General features: G+C 60.7%; 18 protein-coding genes. 10 read left to right on the top strand and 8 right to left on the bottom strand.

Going from position 1 to position 16,595, the window contains the following annotated elements; translation table 11 throughout:
- Position 1 precedes the first annotated feature (1 nt).
- The 3 genes from glcE to AC1Q5O_RS00225 all read right to left on the bottom strand — a co-directional run bounded on the left by glcE (position 2) and on the right by AC1Q5O_RS00225 (position 3,515).
- Positions 2–1,213: a glycolate oxidase subunit GlcE gene (gene glcE, locus AC1Q5O_RS00235; RefSeq protein WP_492561525.1), complete on the bottom strand. Its 1,212-nt coding sequence runs from the start codon at positions 1,211–1,213 to the stop codon at positions 2–4.
- Positions 1,214–1,259: 46 nt separating this feature from the next.
- Positions 1,260–2,756, bottom strand: a complete 1,497-nt coding sequence (locus AC1Q5O_RS00230; RefSeq protein ID WP_492561524.1) for an FAD-linked oxidase C-terminal domain-containing protein — start codon at positions 2,754–2,756, stop codon at positions 1,260–1,262.
- Between the two features lie 117 nt (positions 2,757–2,873).
- On the bottom strand, positions 2,874–3,515 hold the full coding sequence (locus AC1Q5O_RS00225) for a TetR/AcrR family transcriptional regulator C-terminal domain-containing protein (protein ID WP_492561523.1): 642 nt from the start codon (positions 3,513–3,515) through the stop codon (positions 2,874–2,876).
- 68 nt (positions 3,516–3,583) lie between these two features.
- On the opposite strand from AC1Q5O_RS00225, the gene tet reads away from it, so the two are divergent.
- Complete coding sequence (tet, locus tag AC1Q5O_RS00220; protein WP_492561522.1) at positions 3,584–4,783, top strand: Tet(A)/Tet(B)/Tet(C) family tetracycline efflux MFS transporter; 1,200 nt, start codon at positions 3,584–3,586, stop codon at positions 4,781–4,783.
- 32 nt (positions 4,784–4,815) lie between these two features.
- On the top strand, positions 4,816–5,715 hold the full coding sequence (locus AC1Q5O_RS00215; protein ID WP_223611704.1) for a LysR family transcriptional regulator: 900 nt from the start codon (positions 4,816–4,818) through the stop codon (positions 5,713–5,715).
- Here AC1Q5O_RS00215 and AC1Q5O_RS00210 read toward each other — a convergent pair whose 3' ends face one another.
- Positions 5,716–7,023: a DUF3422 family protein gene (locus AC1Q5O_RS00210; protein ID WP_472461728.1), complete on the bottom strand. Its 1,308-nt coding sequence runs from the start codon at positions 7,021–7,023 to the stop codon at positions 5,716–5,718.
- Between the two features lie 181 nt (positions 7,024–7,204).
- Here AC1Q5O_RS00210 and AC1Q5O_RS00205 point away from each other — a divergent pair, with 181 nt between their 5' ends.
- The gene (locus AC1Q5O_RS00205) at positions 7,205–7,987 is read left to right on the top strand and encodes an FCD domain-containing protein (protein ID WP_288192005.1); all 783 of its coding nucleotides are present in this window, start codon (positions 7,205–7,207) and stop codon (positions 7,985–7,987) included.
- Positions 7,984–8,721 carry a metallophosphoesterase gene (locus AC1Q5O_RS00200; protein ID WP_492561521.1) on the top strand — a complete coding sequence of 246 codons (738 nt, stop codon included), beginning with the start codon at positions 7,984–7,986 and terminating at the stop codon, positions 8,719–8,721. Before AC1Q5O_RS00205 ends, AC1Q5O_RS00200 begins: the two co-directional genes overlap by 4 nt.
- Before the next feature lie 8 nt (positions 8,722–8,729).
- Here the strand turns inward: AC1Q5O_RS00200 and AC1Q5O_RS00195 are convergent, their stop codons facing one another.
- Complete coding sequence (locus AC1Q5O_RS00195) at positions 8,730–8,870, bottom strand: hypothetical protein (protein ID WP_165401767.1); 141 nt, start codon at positions 8,868–8,870, stop codon at positions 8,730–8,732.
- Between the two features lie 174 nt (positions 8,871–9,044).
- Positions 9,045–9,743 (bottom strand): type 1 glutamine amidotransferase, encoded by a 699-nt coding sequence (locus AC1Q5O_RS00190; RefSeq protein ID WP_492561520.1) that lies wholly within the window; start codon positions 9,741–9,743, stop codon positions 9,045–9,047.
- Between the two features lie 72 nt (positions 9,744–9,815).
- Here AC1Q5O_RS00190 and AC1Q5O_RS00185 point away from each other — a divergent pair, with 72 nt between their 5' ends.
- Complete coding sequence (locus AC1Q5O_RS00185) at positions 9,816–10,421, top strand: hypothetical protein (RefSeq protein WP_492561519.1); 606 nt, start codon at positions 9,816–9,818, stop codon at positions 10,419–10,421.
- Positions 10,422–10,436: 15 nt separating this feature from the next.
- Here AC1Q5O_RS00185 and AC1Q5O_RS00180 read toward each other — a convergent pair whose 3' ends face one another.
- Both AC1Q5O_RS00180 and AC1Q5O_RS00175 read right to left on the bottom strand, forming a co-directional pair.
- A complete protein-coding gene (locus tag AC1Q5O_RS00180) occupies positions 10,437–10,964 on the bottom strand; it encodes a GNAT family N-acetyltransferase (protein WP_492561518.1) in 528 nt (175 codons plus the stop codon).
- Positions 10,965–11,050: 86 nt separating this feature from the next.
- Entirely contained in the window at positions 11,051–11,950 is a 900-nt protein-coding gene (locus AC1Q5O_RS00175; RefSeq protein WP_223611714.1) for a DMT family transporter, read from the bottom strand.
- 133 nt (positions 11,951–12,083) lie between these two features.
- Here AC1Q5O_RS00175 and AC1Q5O_RS00170 point away from each other — a divergent pair, with 133 nt between their 5' ends.
- From AC1Q5O_RS00170 to AC1Q5O_RS00150, 5 genes are all read left to right on the top strand, one after another.
- Entirely contained in the window at positions 12,084–12,521 is a 438-nt protein-coding gene (locus AC1Q5O_RS00170) for an Lrp/AsnC family transcriptional regulator (protein WP_223611716.1), read from the top strand.
- Between the two features lie 46 nt (positions 12,522–12,567).
- Positions 12,568–13,302 (top strand): 16S rRNA (uracil(1498)-N(3))-methyltransferase, encoded by a 735-nt coding sequence (locus AC1Q5O_RS00165; protein WP_492561517.1) that lies wholly within the window; start codon positions 12,568–12,570, stop codon positions 13,300–13,302.
- Between the two features lie 107 nt (positions 13,303–13,409).
- Complete coding sequence (locus AC1Q5O_RS00160; protein ID WP_105736318.1) at positions 13,410–14,783, top strand: glutamate--cysteine ligase; 1,374 nt, start codon at positions 13,410–13,412, stop codon at positions 14,781–14,783.
- 23 nt (positions 14,784–14,806) lie between these two features.
- Complete coding sequence (locus AC1Q5O_RS00155; RefSeq protein ID WP_492561516.1) at positions 14,807–15,550, top strand: SDR family oxidoreductase; 744 nt, start codon at positions 14,807–14,809, stop codon at positions 15,548–15,550.
- 75 nt (positions 15,551–15,625) lie between these two features.
- A complete protein-coding gene (locus AC1Q5O_RS00150) occupies positions 15,626–16,564 on the top strand; it encodes a phosphoribosylaminoimidazolesuccinocarboxamide synthase (protein ID WP_492561515.1) in 939 nt (312 codons plus the stop codon).
- The last annotated feature ends 31 nt before the right edge of the window (positions 16,565–16,595 follow it).

The raw sequence follows: 16,595 nt of genomic DNA, 5'->3' as shown, positions 1-16,595 counted from the left end.
GCTACACTCCTGCAACCATGCGGCCGGGATTGAGGATACCGTCCGGGTCAAACTGCTGTTTCAGCCGCTTCGACAGGGCCGCCAGTGCTGCGGGCTGCGGTTCGAAGACGGGGGTGGCCGCGCGGACCGCATCGGGCGCGCGCACCAGCGTGGCATGGCCGCCGCCATATTTGCGGATGAGGGCCCGGACTGCCTCCGCTTCGGGTTCACCGTCGAGCCGCATCCAGATGAGTCCGCCCTGCCAGTCATAATAGGCATCGGCCGCAGCGCCCATGCGCATGGATGCCACCAGCTTGTGGGCTTCCATCGGTGCCATGGACACGCGCCAGACCGGCCGCTCGGTTCCATCGGCGAACGGAATGACGTCGCGCACTTCCTGCCAGAGCTTGCGCGATACCTCCCCGGAAATTTCCTCGATGGCACCGGCGGACGACAGCAGGCCCCGCAGCATCGCCACGCGGTCGGCAACGGAAGGGGCAAAGCCCTCCAGCCGGAGCAGTGTCGAAGACTCGCCTTTCAGAACGCCCTCGATAACCCGTCCGCAAATGTTCACCGGCAAATGCGCGGCAGACGCCACCTCGCCGCTCGACCCCATGGCGATGGCCATGGCTCGTGCGGCCTCATCGTCCATCAGGCCGCGAACAACCAGTGTTGTCTCCGTCTCCGGCGCAGGCAAAACCTTGAAGGTGATTTCCGTGGCGATGCCAAGGGTGCCCCAGGAATTGGCCATGCCCTTGGACAGATCATAGCCAGTCACGTTCTTGACCACCCGGCCGCCTGATTTGAACAGTTCGCCGCGCCCCGAGACGACGCGTACGCCCAGCACGTGATCGCGGGCGGACCCGGCCTTCAACCGGCGCGGACCGCACAGATTGGCGGCAAGGACACCGCCAAGACTGCCCTGCCCCGCCGCCTGTCCCAGCAATGGTCCGTAATCCATGGGTTCGAACTGAAAGGCCTGGCCCTTGGAGGCAAGCAGGGCCTCCAGCTCAGCGATGGGTGTTCCGGCCCTGGCGCTCAATACCAGCTCATCCGGTTCATAGAGCGTCACGCCGGAATGGTTCGACAGGGCAATCGTGTGCTCGGTCTGCAGCGGACGGCCAAGTCCGCGCTTCGACCCATGGCCGCAGACTTCTACCGGCGCGCCCTCGGACAATGCCCATTGCACCGCCTCGACAATTTCGGTCTCGGTTGAAGGGGTCAATATGGTCATGTCAGCGCGCCATGGTCTCAAACGTGTATATCTTCAACAGCATCGATCAGAATCTCGGAATATCGGGAAAGGGCAGCTGGCCGCGATGCACATGCATCCGCCCCAATTCGGCGCAGCGATGCAGCTGCGGAAAGACTTTTCCCGGATTGAGCAGATGTTTGTCATCGAAGGCGCATTTCACGCGGATCTGCTGGTTGAGATCGATCTCGTTGAACATTTCCGGCATCAGCTCACGTTTCTCGACACCCACGCCATGTTCACCGGTGAGAACGCCGCCCACCTTGACGCACAGCCGCAGGATATCGGCGCCAAAATCTTCGGCCTTGCGCAGTTCATCGGGAATATTGGCATCGTAAAGAATGAGCGGATGCAGATTGCCGTCCCCCGCATGGAAGACATTGGCGACGCGCAGCCCGTATTTTTCCGAAAGCGCGCGCATGCCCGCCAGAACCTGCGGCAATTCCTTGCGCGGAATCGTGCCGTCCATGCAGAGGTAATCCGGTGAAATGCGCCCGACGGCCGGAAAGGCCGCCTTGCGGCCCGCCCAGAACGTCATCCGTTCCTCTTCACTCTGCGATATGATGCAGGAGGACGCGCCGTTCCTGCCGGCGATCTTCTCGACCATGTCGATCAAATGGTTGACCTCCACCGCCGGACCGTCGAGTTCGATGATCAGCAGCGCTTCCACATCAAGCGGATAGCCCGCATGGACGAAATCCTCGGCGGCGTGGATCGCCGGACGATCCATCATTTCCATGCCCCCCGGAATGATGCCCGCAGCGATAATATCGGCAACGCATTGCCCGGCGGTTTCGCTTGAGGGAAAACCGACCATCAAGGCCCGCGCCGTTGCGGGCTTTTGCAGGATGCGGACGGTGACTTCCGTCACCACGCCGAGCAGCCCTTCCGAGCCGGTCATCAGGCCGAGCAGGTCATAGCCCTCCGAATCGAGATGCTTGCCGCCAAGCCGCACGACCTCGCCGCTGATCAGAACCATTTCAAGCCCAAGGACATTGTTGGCCGTGAGCCCGTATTTCAGGCAATGCACGCCACCGGAATTTTCCGCGACATTGCCGCCGATCGAACAGGCGATCTGCGATGAGGGGTCCGGCGCGTAATAGAAACTTTCGTGCTCCACCGCCTTGGTGATGCCGAGATTGGTCACGCCCGGCTGCACGACAGCGACGCGGTTCGGATAATCGATTTCAAGGATGCGGTTGAACCGCGACATAACCAGCAGCACCGCATCTTCGAGCGGCAGGGCGCCGCCGGACAGCGATGTTCCCGACCCGCGCGGCACGACCTTCACATTGTTGTCGTGGCAATATTTCAGGATTTGCGAAACCTGCCGCACAGTCTGCGGCAGGACGACGACGAGCGGAAGCTGGCGATAGGCGGTCAGTGCATCGGATTCGAATGCGCGCATTTCGTTGGTAACGTCGACAACGCCTTCACCCGGAACGATGGCCTGCAAGGCAGCAACGATCTCCTTGCGGCGCGACATGGTCGCCGCATCGGCCTTCGGCATCACCAATCCGGACATGAAACCTCCTCCCAGCAAACTCCATCAACTGGTAAATTATGTTTACCAGTGTCCATTCGAGTTTGTAAACAGTCTAAACTGTTGAACGGAGGTGGCACACAGCCAAAGTGACGCGTCTCACAGCAGACTTTCAAAACCTGCGACAAGCGCGACAAGCCCGAATTCAAAACCTTCATCCGGCGAGACATTTTCGAGCTTCCGGAAGGCTTGACCGAGCAGCGGAAACTGCGTGCCTATTTCCGATGCCAGATCGGCCCCTGTCCCGTGGTCCGGCAGACCGTTTGCTGCCATGGCGGCCTGCTGTTCAAGCACCGAACCGACGACATAATGCCCGGCCGCCTGCAGGATGTACCCGGCTGCCACACTATCAAATCCTGCGGCAACCATGAAACCGAGCTGCGCTTCCACAGCGGGATAGAGTGCCGGACTGGGCCGCGACCCGGCGTGGACCCTGGCCCCGTCGCGGTAGGCGAGCAGGGCGCGCCGGAAGCTGCGCGCATTCTCGATCAGGAAATGCCGCCAGTCTTCATCAGGCAGCGGCAGGGAGCGGCTGTGGTTTTCCATCAGGATGGCCTCGGCCAGCGCATCGAGCAAAGCGGCCTTGTCCTTGAAGTGCCAGTACAATGCCGGCTGCTGAACACCCAAAGCCGCCGCAATGCGTCTTGTGGTCAGGCCGTCGACCCCGGTTTCGCCGAGCAAATCCAGAGCAGCCCTGATGACCGCCTCGCGCTGCAATTTGATATCACTTCGTTTTGCCATGCTTGACAATTTATCATCGATAAGTGATATGCGTCCAGTTACTTATCAATGATAAATAAGAGTTATCCATGACTTTCGACAAATCCCTGATCGTGATTCTGACGACTGTTACCCTTGATGCTGTCGGCGTGGGCGTGATCATGCCCGTCCTGCCGGAATTGCTGACGGGGCTGACGCATGCGGACAACGTTGCCGCGCATTACGGCATTCTCCTCGCTCTCTATGCGCTGATGCAGTTTCTATGCGCGCCACTGCTCGGCGCATTGAGCGACCGCTTCGGCCGGCGGCCGGTGATCCTTGTCTCCCTGGCCGGGGCGACGCTGGATTATCTGGTCATGGCGTCGGCCATGGTGCTGCCGCTGCTCTATATCGGCCGCATCATTTCGGGGGTCACCGGCGCAACCATGTCCGTCGCAAGCGCTGCCGTCGCGGATATCACCCCGGAAGACGGCCGCGCGCAGCGCTTCGGCATGATCGGCGCCTGTTTCGGCCTCGGTTTCATCGCCGGTCCCCTGCTCGGCGGCATTGCAGGAGGATTCGGCATCCACTACCCGTTTCTGCTGGCCATGGCGCTCAACGGCGTCAACTTCCTGCTCGCGCTCTTCTGCCTGCCGGAAACCAGCAAAGGTGTTAAAACGCCGCTTGCGGTCCAAAACTTCAATCCGCTGGGTGGTTTCCGCTGGGCGACCGGCATCAAGAGCCTGACACCGCTCGTCACAGTGTTCACGCTGATGCAGCTCGTCGGTCAGGTGCCTGCAGCGCTGTGGATCATCTACACGCAGGACCGGTTCACCTGGAGCGTTTCGGCCGTGGGTCTTTCACTGGCCGCATTCGGCCTGTGCCACGCGCTCGTCCAGGGGCTGCTTACCGGTCCCATCACTAAAAAACTCGGCGAAAGGCGCACGCTGATCCTTGGAATGGGCATGGACGGCATCGGCTATGTGCTGATGGGCTTTGCCAGCCAGAGCTGGATGGTCCTGCCCATCCTTGTCTTCCTGTCCATGGGCGGCATTGCCAGCCCCGCGCTCCAGTCGATCATCACGCGGCAGGCGGATGAAACCAGGCTCGGCGAAGTCCAGGGCATCCTCGCAAGCGCGACAAGCCTGACCGGCATCATCGGGCCGGTGGCGTTTACCGCGATCTACACGGCCACCCGGACCGACTGGAGCGGCTTTGTCTGGATTTCCGGCGCGATGCTGTACATTCCCTGCATTCTGTTGCTGCGCGCCATCGCCTATCGCCGGGCGGCAGGCCCTTCAGGGGCTTGACCTTGTACTGATCCCGCGGAAAGAGTGCGCCGATGGATCATCTGAACGACATGGAAATTTTTGCGCGCGTGGTTTCATCCGGCAGCATGTCGGCGGCAGGACGGGAGCTCGGCGTATCGCCCGCCGTCATTTCCAAGCGGCTGCGGCGGCTTGAGGAACGGCTGGGCACGCGCCTCCTGCAGCGCACCACCCGGCAAATTGCCCTGACCGAAACCGGGCAAGGCTATTACGAGCGGGTCCTGGCGATCCTGTCGGGCGTCGAGGAAGCGGAAGCTTTCGTATCGCGCCGTTCCGAACAGGCACATGGCCTGCTGAAAGTCTCGGCGCCCACCACGTTCGGGCGCATGCATATTGCGCCGCATCTCGAACCCTTCATGCGGGCCAATCCCGATCTGTCCATCAATCTCGTGCTGACGGATGAATTCGTCGATATCGTCGGGGAAGGCTATGATCTTGCCATCCGCATTGCCGAACTGTCCGATTCCAGCCTGGTGGCGCGCAAGCTCGCGCCGGTGCAACGGTATCTTGTCGCCTCTCCGCGCTATATCGCAGAACACGGAGCCCCGCGCTCCATAGCCGATCTCGACAACCACATCTGCCTGGCCGCCCACAACGGCGACCCCTGGCGGTTGAACGGACCGGATGGCAGCGTATCCCTGCGCCCGACCGGGCCGATCCTGACCAATTCCAGTGAGGTGGTGCGCGCCGCGGTGCTTGGCGGGCTTGGCATAGCCCTGCGCTCCACCTGGGATATCGGGCCGGAACTTGCCGCCGGCCAGCTGGTGCGCGTGCTGACCGACTATGCCGCCTCGCATAATATCGCGATTTATGCGATTTATCCCTCGCGGCAGTTTCTCCCGGCAAAGGTGCGGGTGTTCATCGACTATCTCGCGGGCCTTTACGGCCCCGTGGCGCCGTGGGACCGGGTCTGATCATTCATCCTTGTGCGATCTGCGGATCGATTTCACCACGAACCACATGGCGAGGATCGCTATGGGAACGAACGCCGCGGTGACAACCGACGAGTGCAGTTCCGGCATATAGGCCTCGGCACCCTTGGCAAGATAATAGAACAGACCAACGACATAGTAGGAAATCGCGGCCACCGACAGGCCTTCCACCGTCCGTTGCAGGCGCAATTGCAGTTGCGCGCGCCGGTCCATCGAGCTCAAGAGATCGCGATTCTGCCGTTCCAGTTCCACGTCCACCGACGTGCGCAGCAGCGTGGCGGCGCGCGACAGCTTTTCCGACAGGTTTTCCTGCCGTCCGCTGACGGAATGGCATGTGCGCATGGCCGGTGCCATGCGCCGCTGGATGAACGCCGCCCAAGTTTCATAACCGGTCACCGGCTCTTCCTGCAGCGCGGCCAGCCGTTCCAGCACGATGCCATTGTAAGCCCGGCTCGCCCCGAACCGGTAGAGGCTCGAGGCCGCATCGGCTTCGAGTTCCGCCGCAAGCGATGTCAACTCGTCCAACAGTTTGTGATTGTCGGCATCCGGCGCGCGCATTTCCGTCGTCAGGCCCGCCAGGCGGTCTTCGATGCGACGAATGCGCGGCGACAGGGAATGCGCCAGCGGCAGGCCGAGCATGGCAAGGGTACGGTAGGTCTCGATTTCGATCACACGCTGCGACAAGGCGCCGGCGCGGGCGGGCGACAGGCCGTTGTCGAGGATGAGAATGCGGGTCATCCCGTCGCCATCCTGCCGGAAATCCGTCACGATGGAGGCAAGCCCGTTCTCGACATCGCTGTAGCAGAGGCTTGTCGGATCGAATGCCTCGATCAAAGCCGCGGCGCCGGCGTCCTTGCGGATGATCTCCAGCCGCACACCGTCGATCACCGTGCCGGGCGGATTGAAGCCCTCTCCGAAGGGATGCTGTGCAGCCTGGCCGGTGCGCGGCAGCGGACCTTCCCACAGATAGGTCGAGAATTCCGTGTGCCGCTCCCAGCGCAGCGTGCCATTGCCCCAGGGCATGATGTGGTGACGGGCATCGCGCGCCGGAGAGGCTACACCTATGCTGCGGCTGAGTTCCGCCAGAACCGCATGATCGACGGTGGACCCACCCTCGGTCATGAATGCAAGCTGGATAAGAATGCGCGGCGTATCGATCAATGGATAGGGCCGCGCATGCACTTCTCCCAGCGCCACGGAACGCTCCGCATGCCCCGGAAAGCCCATCACACCCGGACTCGTGGCGGAGTTTGAAAACGCCGCTGCGGTTTTCAGTCTTTTCCCCTTCATATCGGCCCCTTGGTATAGACTGTTCACAAGATGGTGAACGCAATGGCCGGCCCTTTCAATGCTCCTTTACGCCGGAAGGCTGCGGCTATGCGACGCTTGCCCACTGGATCAAAGAATTGACCAGTTTCGTGATTTGCCGATACGCTGGCACGACACATCACTCCTGCGGACGACTTTCAACATGAGCAGCCCGGTCTTTGCCCGCATCCATTCTTCCCGAACGGCCGACGACATCGTCAGCCAGATCGAAACATTGATCCTTGAGGGTGTTCTGCGCGTGGGCGACCGTTTGCCCGGCGAACGGGACCTTGCCGTACAATTCGATGTCTCCCGCCCCATCCTGCGCAGCGCATTCAAAGTGCTGGAGGCCAAGGGATTGCTTGTCGTCCGCCACGGCGGCGGAACGTTCGTTGCCGATGTCATCGGCGAGGTCTTTTCCAAGCCCGTCATGGACCTGATCTCGAGCCATCCGAAGGCCGCGGCGGACTATCTCGAATACCGCCGGGAGATTGAAAGCATCGCAGCGGACTATGCCGCCCGCCGGGCAACGGATGATGACCGCCTGCTTTTGCGCGGGATCGTTGACGCAATGCAGCGCGCCTACGAGACCGATGACTTCAAAAGGGAAGCCGAGCTGGATGTCGAACTGCACAGCACCATCGGCGAATGCGCCCACAACATCATTCTGCTGCACACGCTGCGGTCGTGCTACCGGCTGCTCGCCGACGATGTGTTCTACAATCGTACGATCATCTACGGTTTTCCCGGCGCCCGGGAAAAGCTGCTGCAACAGCACACATCCATCGCCGATGCCATCATGGCGTCAGACCCCGAGGGGGCGCGGGCTGCCGTGCACAGGCACATCGACTTTATCGAGCAGGCACAAAAGGACGCGGCACGCAGCAATGCCTGGCAGGAAACGTCGCGGCTGCGGCGCAGGCAGAGGGAGCTGGACCGCCCATGAAGACAGTCGACTTCAAGCATGCGCGCGGTCCCGACCGCCTGCGGGTTTATGCCATCGGCGACGTGCATGGCCGCCTCGATCTGCTGCAGGAGATGCACCGGCGCATTCTGGCTGAAAACGCCAAGTCGCCGCCGTTCGACTGGGTGGCGGTGCATCTTGGCGACTATGTGGATCGGGGGCCGGATTCCAGGGGGGTGCTGGACTATCTGGTCAATGCCCAGAGGAAGAATCACCGCATGCTGACGCTGGCGGGCAATCACGATATCGGATTTCTGGATTTTCTGGCCACCGGCGACATCAATGGAATCTTCGCCCGGCATGGCGGCCGGCAGACGGCGCGCTCCTATGGCGTGACGATCGATTTTGACGATCCGGTCTCGGTATCGGCAGGACGCTCCGCCCTGCTGCGCGCCGTGCCGGCAACCCATGTGGAGTTTCTGCGCGGCTTGCGGCGCTCGATGACACTGGGCGATTTTTTCTTCTGTCACGCCGGCATCAGGCCCGGCGTTGATCTCGACCGGCAAAATCCCGAAGATCTGATCTGGATTCGCTGGGAATTTCTCGATGATCCCCGGTTGCATTCCAAGGTTGTCGTGCATGGCCATACACCGGCCAGCGATGTGGAAGTGCGGCAGAACCGGGTCAATCTCGATACCGGCGCCTATGCCAGCGGGCGCCTCAGCGCCATCAAGATCGACGCTGAAGGCAAGTCTTTTCTGGAAGCGATTGTCTAGAACAAGTCTTAACGCGAAGCGGAGCTGATTCCGTAGCCGTCGCTCGATACGGTGCGGCCTCCGGCATCAACCGATACCAGTTCGGCGCCCATGAAAAGGATCGATGCAAGCATCATTGCGGTCAAAAGGGCGGCACTTTTCATAGTCATTCGGGCGTTTCCATCAGTCTCTACGGCCTGGCTTCATGCCAGCTAACCGGCCCGGCAACTACAGCGCACAATTCTTTCCAGCAAGTGAACGAAAGCCACGCTCCCCATGAATACCGACGGGGCAATTTGATTCAAATTTTGCCTGTTGCACAGATGCAACTGAATCGCCCGCCGCTAGATCAGCGCGACCCAGGCGCGCGCCAAAGCAAGACCCGCGGCATCGGCGGCAGCGCCACTTTCCGCGACCCGCGCCGGATAGTTTTCAAGCCAGGCCGGGTTGTCCCTCATGATCTCGTCGTGAAAAACATGCCGCCATTCCTCGACCAGTGCAGTGTCCGCCTCGAAGTGGAACTGGATGCCGTACACCGCCCGCCCGATGCGGAAGGCCTGATTGCGGGTCATCGCGCTCGAGGCGAGATGTACGGCGCCTTCCGGCAGGGAAAATGTATCCCTGTGCCAATGGAAGATCGGAAAGGTGTGGGGAACAGCGGACAACACGGGATCGGCTGCCGCTTCGGCCGTCGCCGTGACGGCATGCCAGCCGAATTCCTGCGGGCGTCCGAGAATGTTTTCGGCATCGTAGCCGCGTGCGACAAGCTGGCTGCCCAGGCAGATGCCAAGCACCGCCTTGTCCGCATCGCCAAAGCGGCGGATCAGCCTGGCAAGCGCGGGAAGATAGGGAAACAGGTCATCGGCAAGGGCATTCTGATCGCCGCCGAGCGAGATCAGTGCGTCGTAACCGGCATCATCGGCAGGCAGCGGTTCACCGGTATGGGCCTGCACCAGATCAATCTGTGCACCGGCCTCCGCCAAGGCCTGTCCAACCAGTCCCAATCCGGTATTCTGATAATTCTGTACGACAAGAACGCGCATTCTACCTGCCTGATGATCGCATTGACGATGATCCTGCGATAGCATGGACCCCTCACAGCCGGAAGCCATCAAATGCCCCTGCAAAACCGTGTCACACCCTTCGGCGATATCACCGCCGTTCCCCAGCGCGGGACCTTCATGGGCAATCGCGGCATCATCCACGACCCGTCAACGCGCTCCCTGCTGAAACGGCGCTGGTCGACGAGAGCATGGATCATCTGCGTCTGCCAATTCAGGAGCGTCCGGCGTGCCGTCATGGCCCGGCAAAGCTGGACCGAACTGTTCTTCCTCGATGAAGCGACGGCGCTCAGCGCCGGACACCGCCCATGCTTCTATTGCCAGCGGCAACGGGCGAAGGCTTTTCAGGCGGCATGGGCCGATGGCGCGGCCAAACCATCGGCACCGGAAATGGATCGCGTGCTGCACGGGGAGCGCCTCGAGGCGAACGGCGGCAAGAAACACCACCCGCTTGCAACGGCGATCCTGGAGCTGCCGGATGGCAGCATGATCGCCTCCGGCGACAATGCCTATCTGGTGCATCGGGGCCAGACCTATCTCTGGTCGTGGGATGGCTATGCGGCCTGTCCGCCGCCCACAAAGGATATCAGCCTGCTGACACCGCCCTCGACGGTGCGGGCTTTGGCCTCCGGTTATATCCCGGTCGTTCTGGGAATATAACAAATATGCATTATTCTATTTGAAAATGCATTCCAATTGGATGTCATCCGGCTCCACGGCCGCCAGATCCGCGTCTGGCGCTTCCGATACGACACACCCGAGACGCCGGTAAAAATTGACCGTATTTTCGGATGGTATTGCAGAAACGCACAGCCCCCTGGCGCCCATTTCCCTGGCAACATCCTTGCAATGTTCAAAGAGCTGCATACCCAGGCGCCGGCCGCGATAGTCATTGCCGACATGAAGGAAACTCAACTGCAGGAGATCCTTCCCGGGGCCACGCCAGATGGTATCCACGGCCCCAACGCCGGCCAGTGTATCGCCGTCGAAAAAGCCGAAGAATTTTCCACCACGATCGAAACTTTCCTGTAGCAGGGGCGTGTATTTCTCCGCCTCGCCTTCTTCCCAGCCGGGAACATCAAAATATTCCGCATGCAGGACGAGCTTGCCGCCCCGCAGCGTATAAAGGTTTTCAATGATCTCGCGGCGATCGATGGTCCAGACCTGTTCGATCTCGCTGCGTTTCAGTGCGCGGAGTTCCATGTTCCTGCTCTATATCCGTCAGACATAATATGCTCTTTAGTGGCATATAGAACAAATGTGGCATGGCAATCAAGTGGTGTCCGCGATCAGATTTTGACGCTTGCCGGCACCGACCGGCCCAGCTTCCATCCAAGGCTGGTGCCAGCCGCTGCGACGAGAATGGCTGCGGAACCCAGGAACTGTATCGGTTGCAGCTGATGCCCGAAGGCAAAATAGTCAACCAGAATGGCAGCGATGGGATAGATGAAGGACAGCGATCCCGTGAGATGGGTCGGCAGCTTCTGGATGGCGCTATAGAGCAGAATGTACATCAATCCCGTATGAACGACGCCGATCGTGACGATGCTGCCCCATTCGGCTGCGCCTTTCGGCATGACACTGAAATCGGCAAGCGGCGCCATCAGCACGATGCCAACACAGACCTGAATCAGCGCAATCAGATGCGGCGGCGTGCCCTTCAGCCGCTTGGCCACGATGGATGCGATGGCGTAGAGGAAGGCTGCACCCAGCGACAGGCCGATACCGGCCATGTAGTTCGTGCCCGTGTAACCGCCGCCGGGCTTGGCCTGAACGATCAGCAGCATGCCGGCAAATGCGACCGCCAGCCAGAACAGCTTGGTAAATGTCAGCTTCTCCTTGAAGATCAGGGCGCCCAACACGACAAGCATGAACGGCTGCACGTTGTAGACCGTCGTCGCAATGGCAATGGACGCACGGGAATAGGCGGCAAAGAGCAGAACCCAGTTGAGGACAATGGCGATGCCGCCAAGAACAGCAAGGCCGAACAGTTTCAAAGAAATAACATTCGGACGCAGCAGACCGAGTGCGGCGCAAACGCCGAGCAATGTCAGTGCACCAAAGGCGCAGCGCCAGAACACCACGGATAAGACCGGCTGACCGGACATCAGCACAAACCAGCCGATCGTACCCGAAATCATCATCGCAGCGGTCATTTCCACGCTGCCTCTCGCCATATCCCGTTCCATGCCACCTGTCCTTTCGTCTCGCACCACGAGACTATTCGGAGCAATGGCAATTTGATATATATGGAAAAAGGCGTAAAGTTCGCTCGACCTGCTTAATGCAGGCAAAACGTCTGATCTGCCTTACGAGGTTGCTATGCTCGATGAAATGGACAAGACCATCCTCGGTATCCTGATCGAAGATGCGCGAATCTCGCTGAAGGAACTGAGCCAGAAAGTCGGGCTCTCGTCTCCCAGCGTGTCCGAGAGGTTGCGGCGGCTCGAGGAAAAGAAGGTGATCCGCGCCTTCACCGTCGATATCGACCCGGCGGCGCTCGGCTATAATCTGACAGCCATCGTGCGGGTCAGGCCCCTGCCCGGCATGCTGCATATTGTCGAGCGGCTGATCCAGGAGATGCCTGAAATCACCGAATGCGACAAGGTGACGGGCGACGATTGCTTTGTCGGCAAGCTGCATTTCCGCACCATGGAACAGCTGGATACGCTGCTCGACCGGCTGGCGGAAAAGGCCGAAACCAACACCTCCATCGTCAAATCCTCGCCGGTGAAACGGCGCCTGCCGCCTCTCGGCTGACATCGCCTGCTTGACCGCCCCATCCCCTCTCTGGCATCCATCTCCCATGCGCGCAAATTACAGAATGCAACGGCTTTATATTACCGCGGATCTGGCGGCCGGCAGGCGGGCGGACGCCCCGGCGGAAGCCGTCAACTATCTCGCCAATGTGCTGCGGATGAAGGATGGCGATGAAATCCTCGTTTTCAACGGTCGGGATGGCGAGTGGCGCGCTGCTCTGCGCTTTGAAAGCAGGAAGAAGCTGGCGCTGGAGCCGCTCGAATTGACGCGGGAGCAGCCGGAATCACCCGATCTCATCTACTGCTTTGCCCCGCTCAAACAGGGACGGCTCGACTACCTCGTGCAAAAGGCCGTCGAAATGGGTGCTGGCATTTTGCAACCGGTGATTACCCAGCACACGCAGGTCGCCAGAATCGGCGTGGATCGGATCGAGGCCAACGCGATCGAAGCGGCAGAGCAATGCGGCGTTCTGGCCATCCCGGAAACGCGCGAGCCGGTCAGGCTCGAGAAACTGCTGGATGGCTGGGATCCGGACCGGCGCCTGATCTTCTGCGACGAAGGTCATGATACCCATAACCCGCTGCCGCTGCTACAAAGTCTGCCGCGCGGGCCGCTCGGCGTTCTCATCGGGCCGGAAGGCGGGTTCTCGGGTGCGGAGCGCGAAACCCTGCGCAAGCTGCCGTTCGTCACCGCCATTCCGCTGGGTCAACGTATCCTGCGCGCCGACACTGCCGCCGTTGCCGCACTCGCGCTTATTCAGGCGACGATCGGCGATTGGTGAGTTACAAATTCTCTTGATGAGTGCATCAGCGAAATTTGCTTGCGCTCGTTTCCGAAAACAGCCAATCACGCCGCAAGTTCGAACATTCTAGTGGGGAAGCACCATCCATGGCGCGCGATACAACAGACGAGACGCCCCTTTCCGGTACGGAAGAACTGGCGACCTACCTCGCCCAGGGCTCCAAGCCACAATCGGCATGGCGCATCGGCACGGAGCATGAGAAATTCCCGTTCTACACCGAAGACAACAGTCCGGTTCCCTATGACGGTCCGCGCGGCATCCGCGCCATCCTTGAAGGCATGCAGTCGAAGCTGGGCTGGGAACCGATCATTGACGAAGGCAATATCATCGGCCTGGTCGAGCCGACCGGACAGGGCGCGATCTCCCTGGAACCGGGCGGCCAGTTCGAACTGTCAGGCGCACCGCTCTCCACCATCCACCAGACCTGCCGCGAAACCAATGCGCATCTGGCGCAGGTGCGCGAGATAGCCGAACCGCTCGGCATCCGCTTCCTGGGTCTCGGCGGCAGCCCGAAATGGACCCTGGCCGAAACGCCGCGCATGCCGAAATCCCGCTACAACATCATGTCCAACTATATGCCGAAGGTCGGCAAGGACGGGCTGAACATGATGTACCGCACCTGTACCATCCAGGTGAATCTCGACTTCGCCTCGGAAACCGACATGCGCCGCAAGATGCAGGTTTCGGTGAAACTGCAATCCATCGCCACGGCGCTGTTCGCCATGTCGCCGTTCACCGAGGGCAAGCCGAACGGCCTGTTGTCCTGGCGCTCCAATATCTGGCGCGATACGGACAACAACCGCTCCGGTGTGCTGCCGTTCATCTTCAATGAAAATTTCGGCTTTGCCGATTACGTGGAATGGGCGCTCGACGTGCCCATGTATTTTGTCCTGCGCCATGGCCGTTACCACGACTGCACGCATGTGACCTTCCGCCAGTTCATGAACGGCGCGCTGAAGGATACCATTCCGGATGCCACGCCCAATATGGGCGACTGGACGAACCACCTTTCAACGCTGTTCCCGGAAGTGCGGCTGAAGCGCTTCCTTGAAATGCGCGGCGCCGATGGCGGCCCGTGGCGGCGTATCTGCGCGCTGCCGGCATTCTGGGTCGGCATTCTCTACGACGCCGAGGCACTGGATGCCGCGGAAGCCCTCACCCGCGACTGGACCTACCCGGAAGTGCAGGCCCTGCGCGACGAGGTGCCGGCAAAAGGCCTGCGCGCCACGCTGCGCAACCGCTCGGTGCACGACATTTCCCGCGACGTGCTGGCGATTTCGCGCCTCGGCTTGAAAAACCGCGCGCTGCTGAACAGCGAAGGCTTTGACGAGACGCATTATCTCGCCTCGCTGGAGGAAGTTGTCGCACGCGGCACGACCTCCGCCGAGCAGATGCTCAGCCAGTACAACACGGTCTGGGGCGGCTCGGTTGAACCCGCTTTTCTGGAATATGCCTACTAATTCCACCCTTTGGGAGACATGCGATGAGCAAGACCATCCTGATAACAGGCGCGAGCCGTGGCATTGGCCGCGCGGCGGCCATTCTTGCTGGCAAAAAGGGATGGTCGGTCGGCGTCAATTACATCGGCAACAGGGCGGCAGCGGACGATGTAGTGGCGGCGATTGTCGCGGCGGGCGGCAAGGCCAAGGCCATACAGGGTGACGTCGCCAACGAGGCCGACGTCATCGCCATGTTCAAGCAGACCGAGGAACTCGGCCCGCTCGACGGCCTTGTCGTCAATGCCGGTATCGTAGCGCCCGCATCCAAGCTGATGGATATCGATACCGAACGTCTCAAGCGCATGTTCGATGTGAACATTCTCGGCGCCTATGTCTGCGCCCGCGAGGGTGTCCGGCGCATGGCGCGGTCTCGCGGCGGCAAAGGTGGATCAATCGTCATCCTGTCATCCGCCGCCGCCCGTCTTGGCGGGCCGTCGGAATATGTCGACTACGCCGGTTCAAAAGGCGCAATGGATACGCTGACCATCGGCCTTTCCAAGGAAGTCGGCCCCGAAGGCATCCGCGTCAATGCCGTCCGCCCCGGTCTGATCGAAACCGACATCCACGCCAGCGGCGGCCAGCCCGACCGGGCCCAGCGCCTCGGCGTGACGGCACCACTCGGGCGGCCGGGCACGGCTGACGAAGTCGGCGAATCCATCGTCTGGCTGCTCAGCGATGCCGCGTCCTATGTGACCGGGGCGCTTCTCGATGTCACCGGCGGGCGCTAACTCAGAATTTGACTCCCGTTCCCCGACTTATGTGTTATGCGGAAGCCAGATTGTCTGACGCGGATTCTTCACACCATGCCCACACACAAAGCGCTTACTGAAGCCTTCATTCCCGAACTGCCGAACTATTACCGCGGCAAGGTCCGGGAGAATTATGATCTGGCGGATGGACGGCGCATCATTATCGCCACGGACCGCATCAGCGCATTTGACCGGATTCTTGCCTGCATTCCGCTGAAGGGCGAAGTGCTGACGCAGACCGCGCGTTACCAGTTCGAGCAGACCAAGGATATCTGTCCCAACCATGTGCTCGACTATCCCGACCCGAACGTCGTGGTTGCCCGCCGCCTTAATATCCTGCCGGTCGAAATCATCGTGCGCGGCTATCTCGCCGGAACCACCGGCACATCGATCCTGACGCTCTACAAGGCCGGCAAGCGGAAGATGTATGGCACGACCTTCCCCGATGGCCTGCAGGACAATGAAAAGCTTCCAGCCCCGATCATCACGCCGACATCCAAGGCGTTCGATGGCGGCCACGACGAACCGCTGACCGCCAAGGAAATACTTGAGCAGAAGCTGCTGACGCAGGAGCAGTGGGATACGATTTCCGCCTATGCGTTCAAGCTTTTCGCGCGCGGACAGGAAATCGCTGCCAGCCGCGGCCTCATCCTGGCCGATACCAAGTACGAATTCGGCACGGATGCGGATGGCAACATCGTGCTGGCTGACGAAATCCACACATCGGATTCCAGCCGCTACTGGTTTGCCGACAGCTATGCGCCGGGCAAGCGTCCAGTCAGTTTCGACAAGGACTTCATCCGCACCTGGGTGGTCGAGCGCTGCGATCCCTACAAGGACGATATCCCCGAGATCCCGCAGGATATGATCGACGCGACGACCAAGGTCTATATCCAGGCCTATGAAACGATTACCGGTGCAACATTCACGCCCGGCGATCCCGCCGTCGATCCGCTGGAACGTATCCGCAAGAATCTGGCGCAGTATTTTTAAGGTTTAATGGCCGGATTCATATCCCTGAACC

The sequence above is a fragment of the Phyllobacterium sp. MT110 genome (assembly GCF_058792715.1).
Note: the sequence above shows the minus strand (reverse complement) of the source record. Positions and strands in the feature narration are given on the sequence as shown.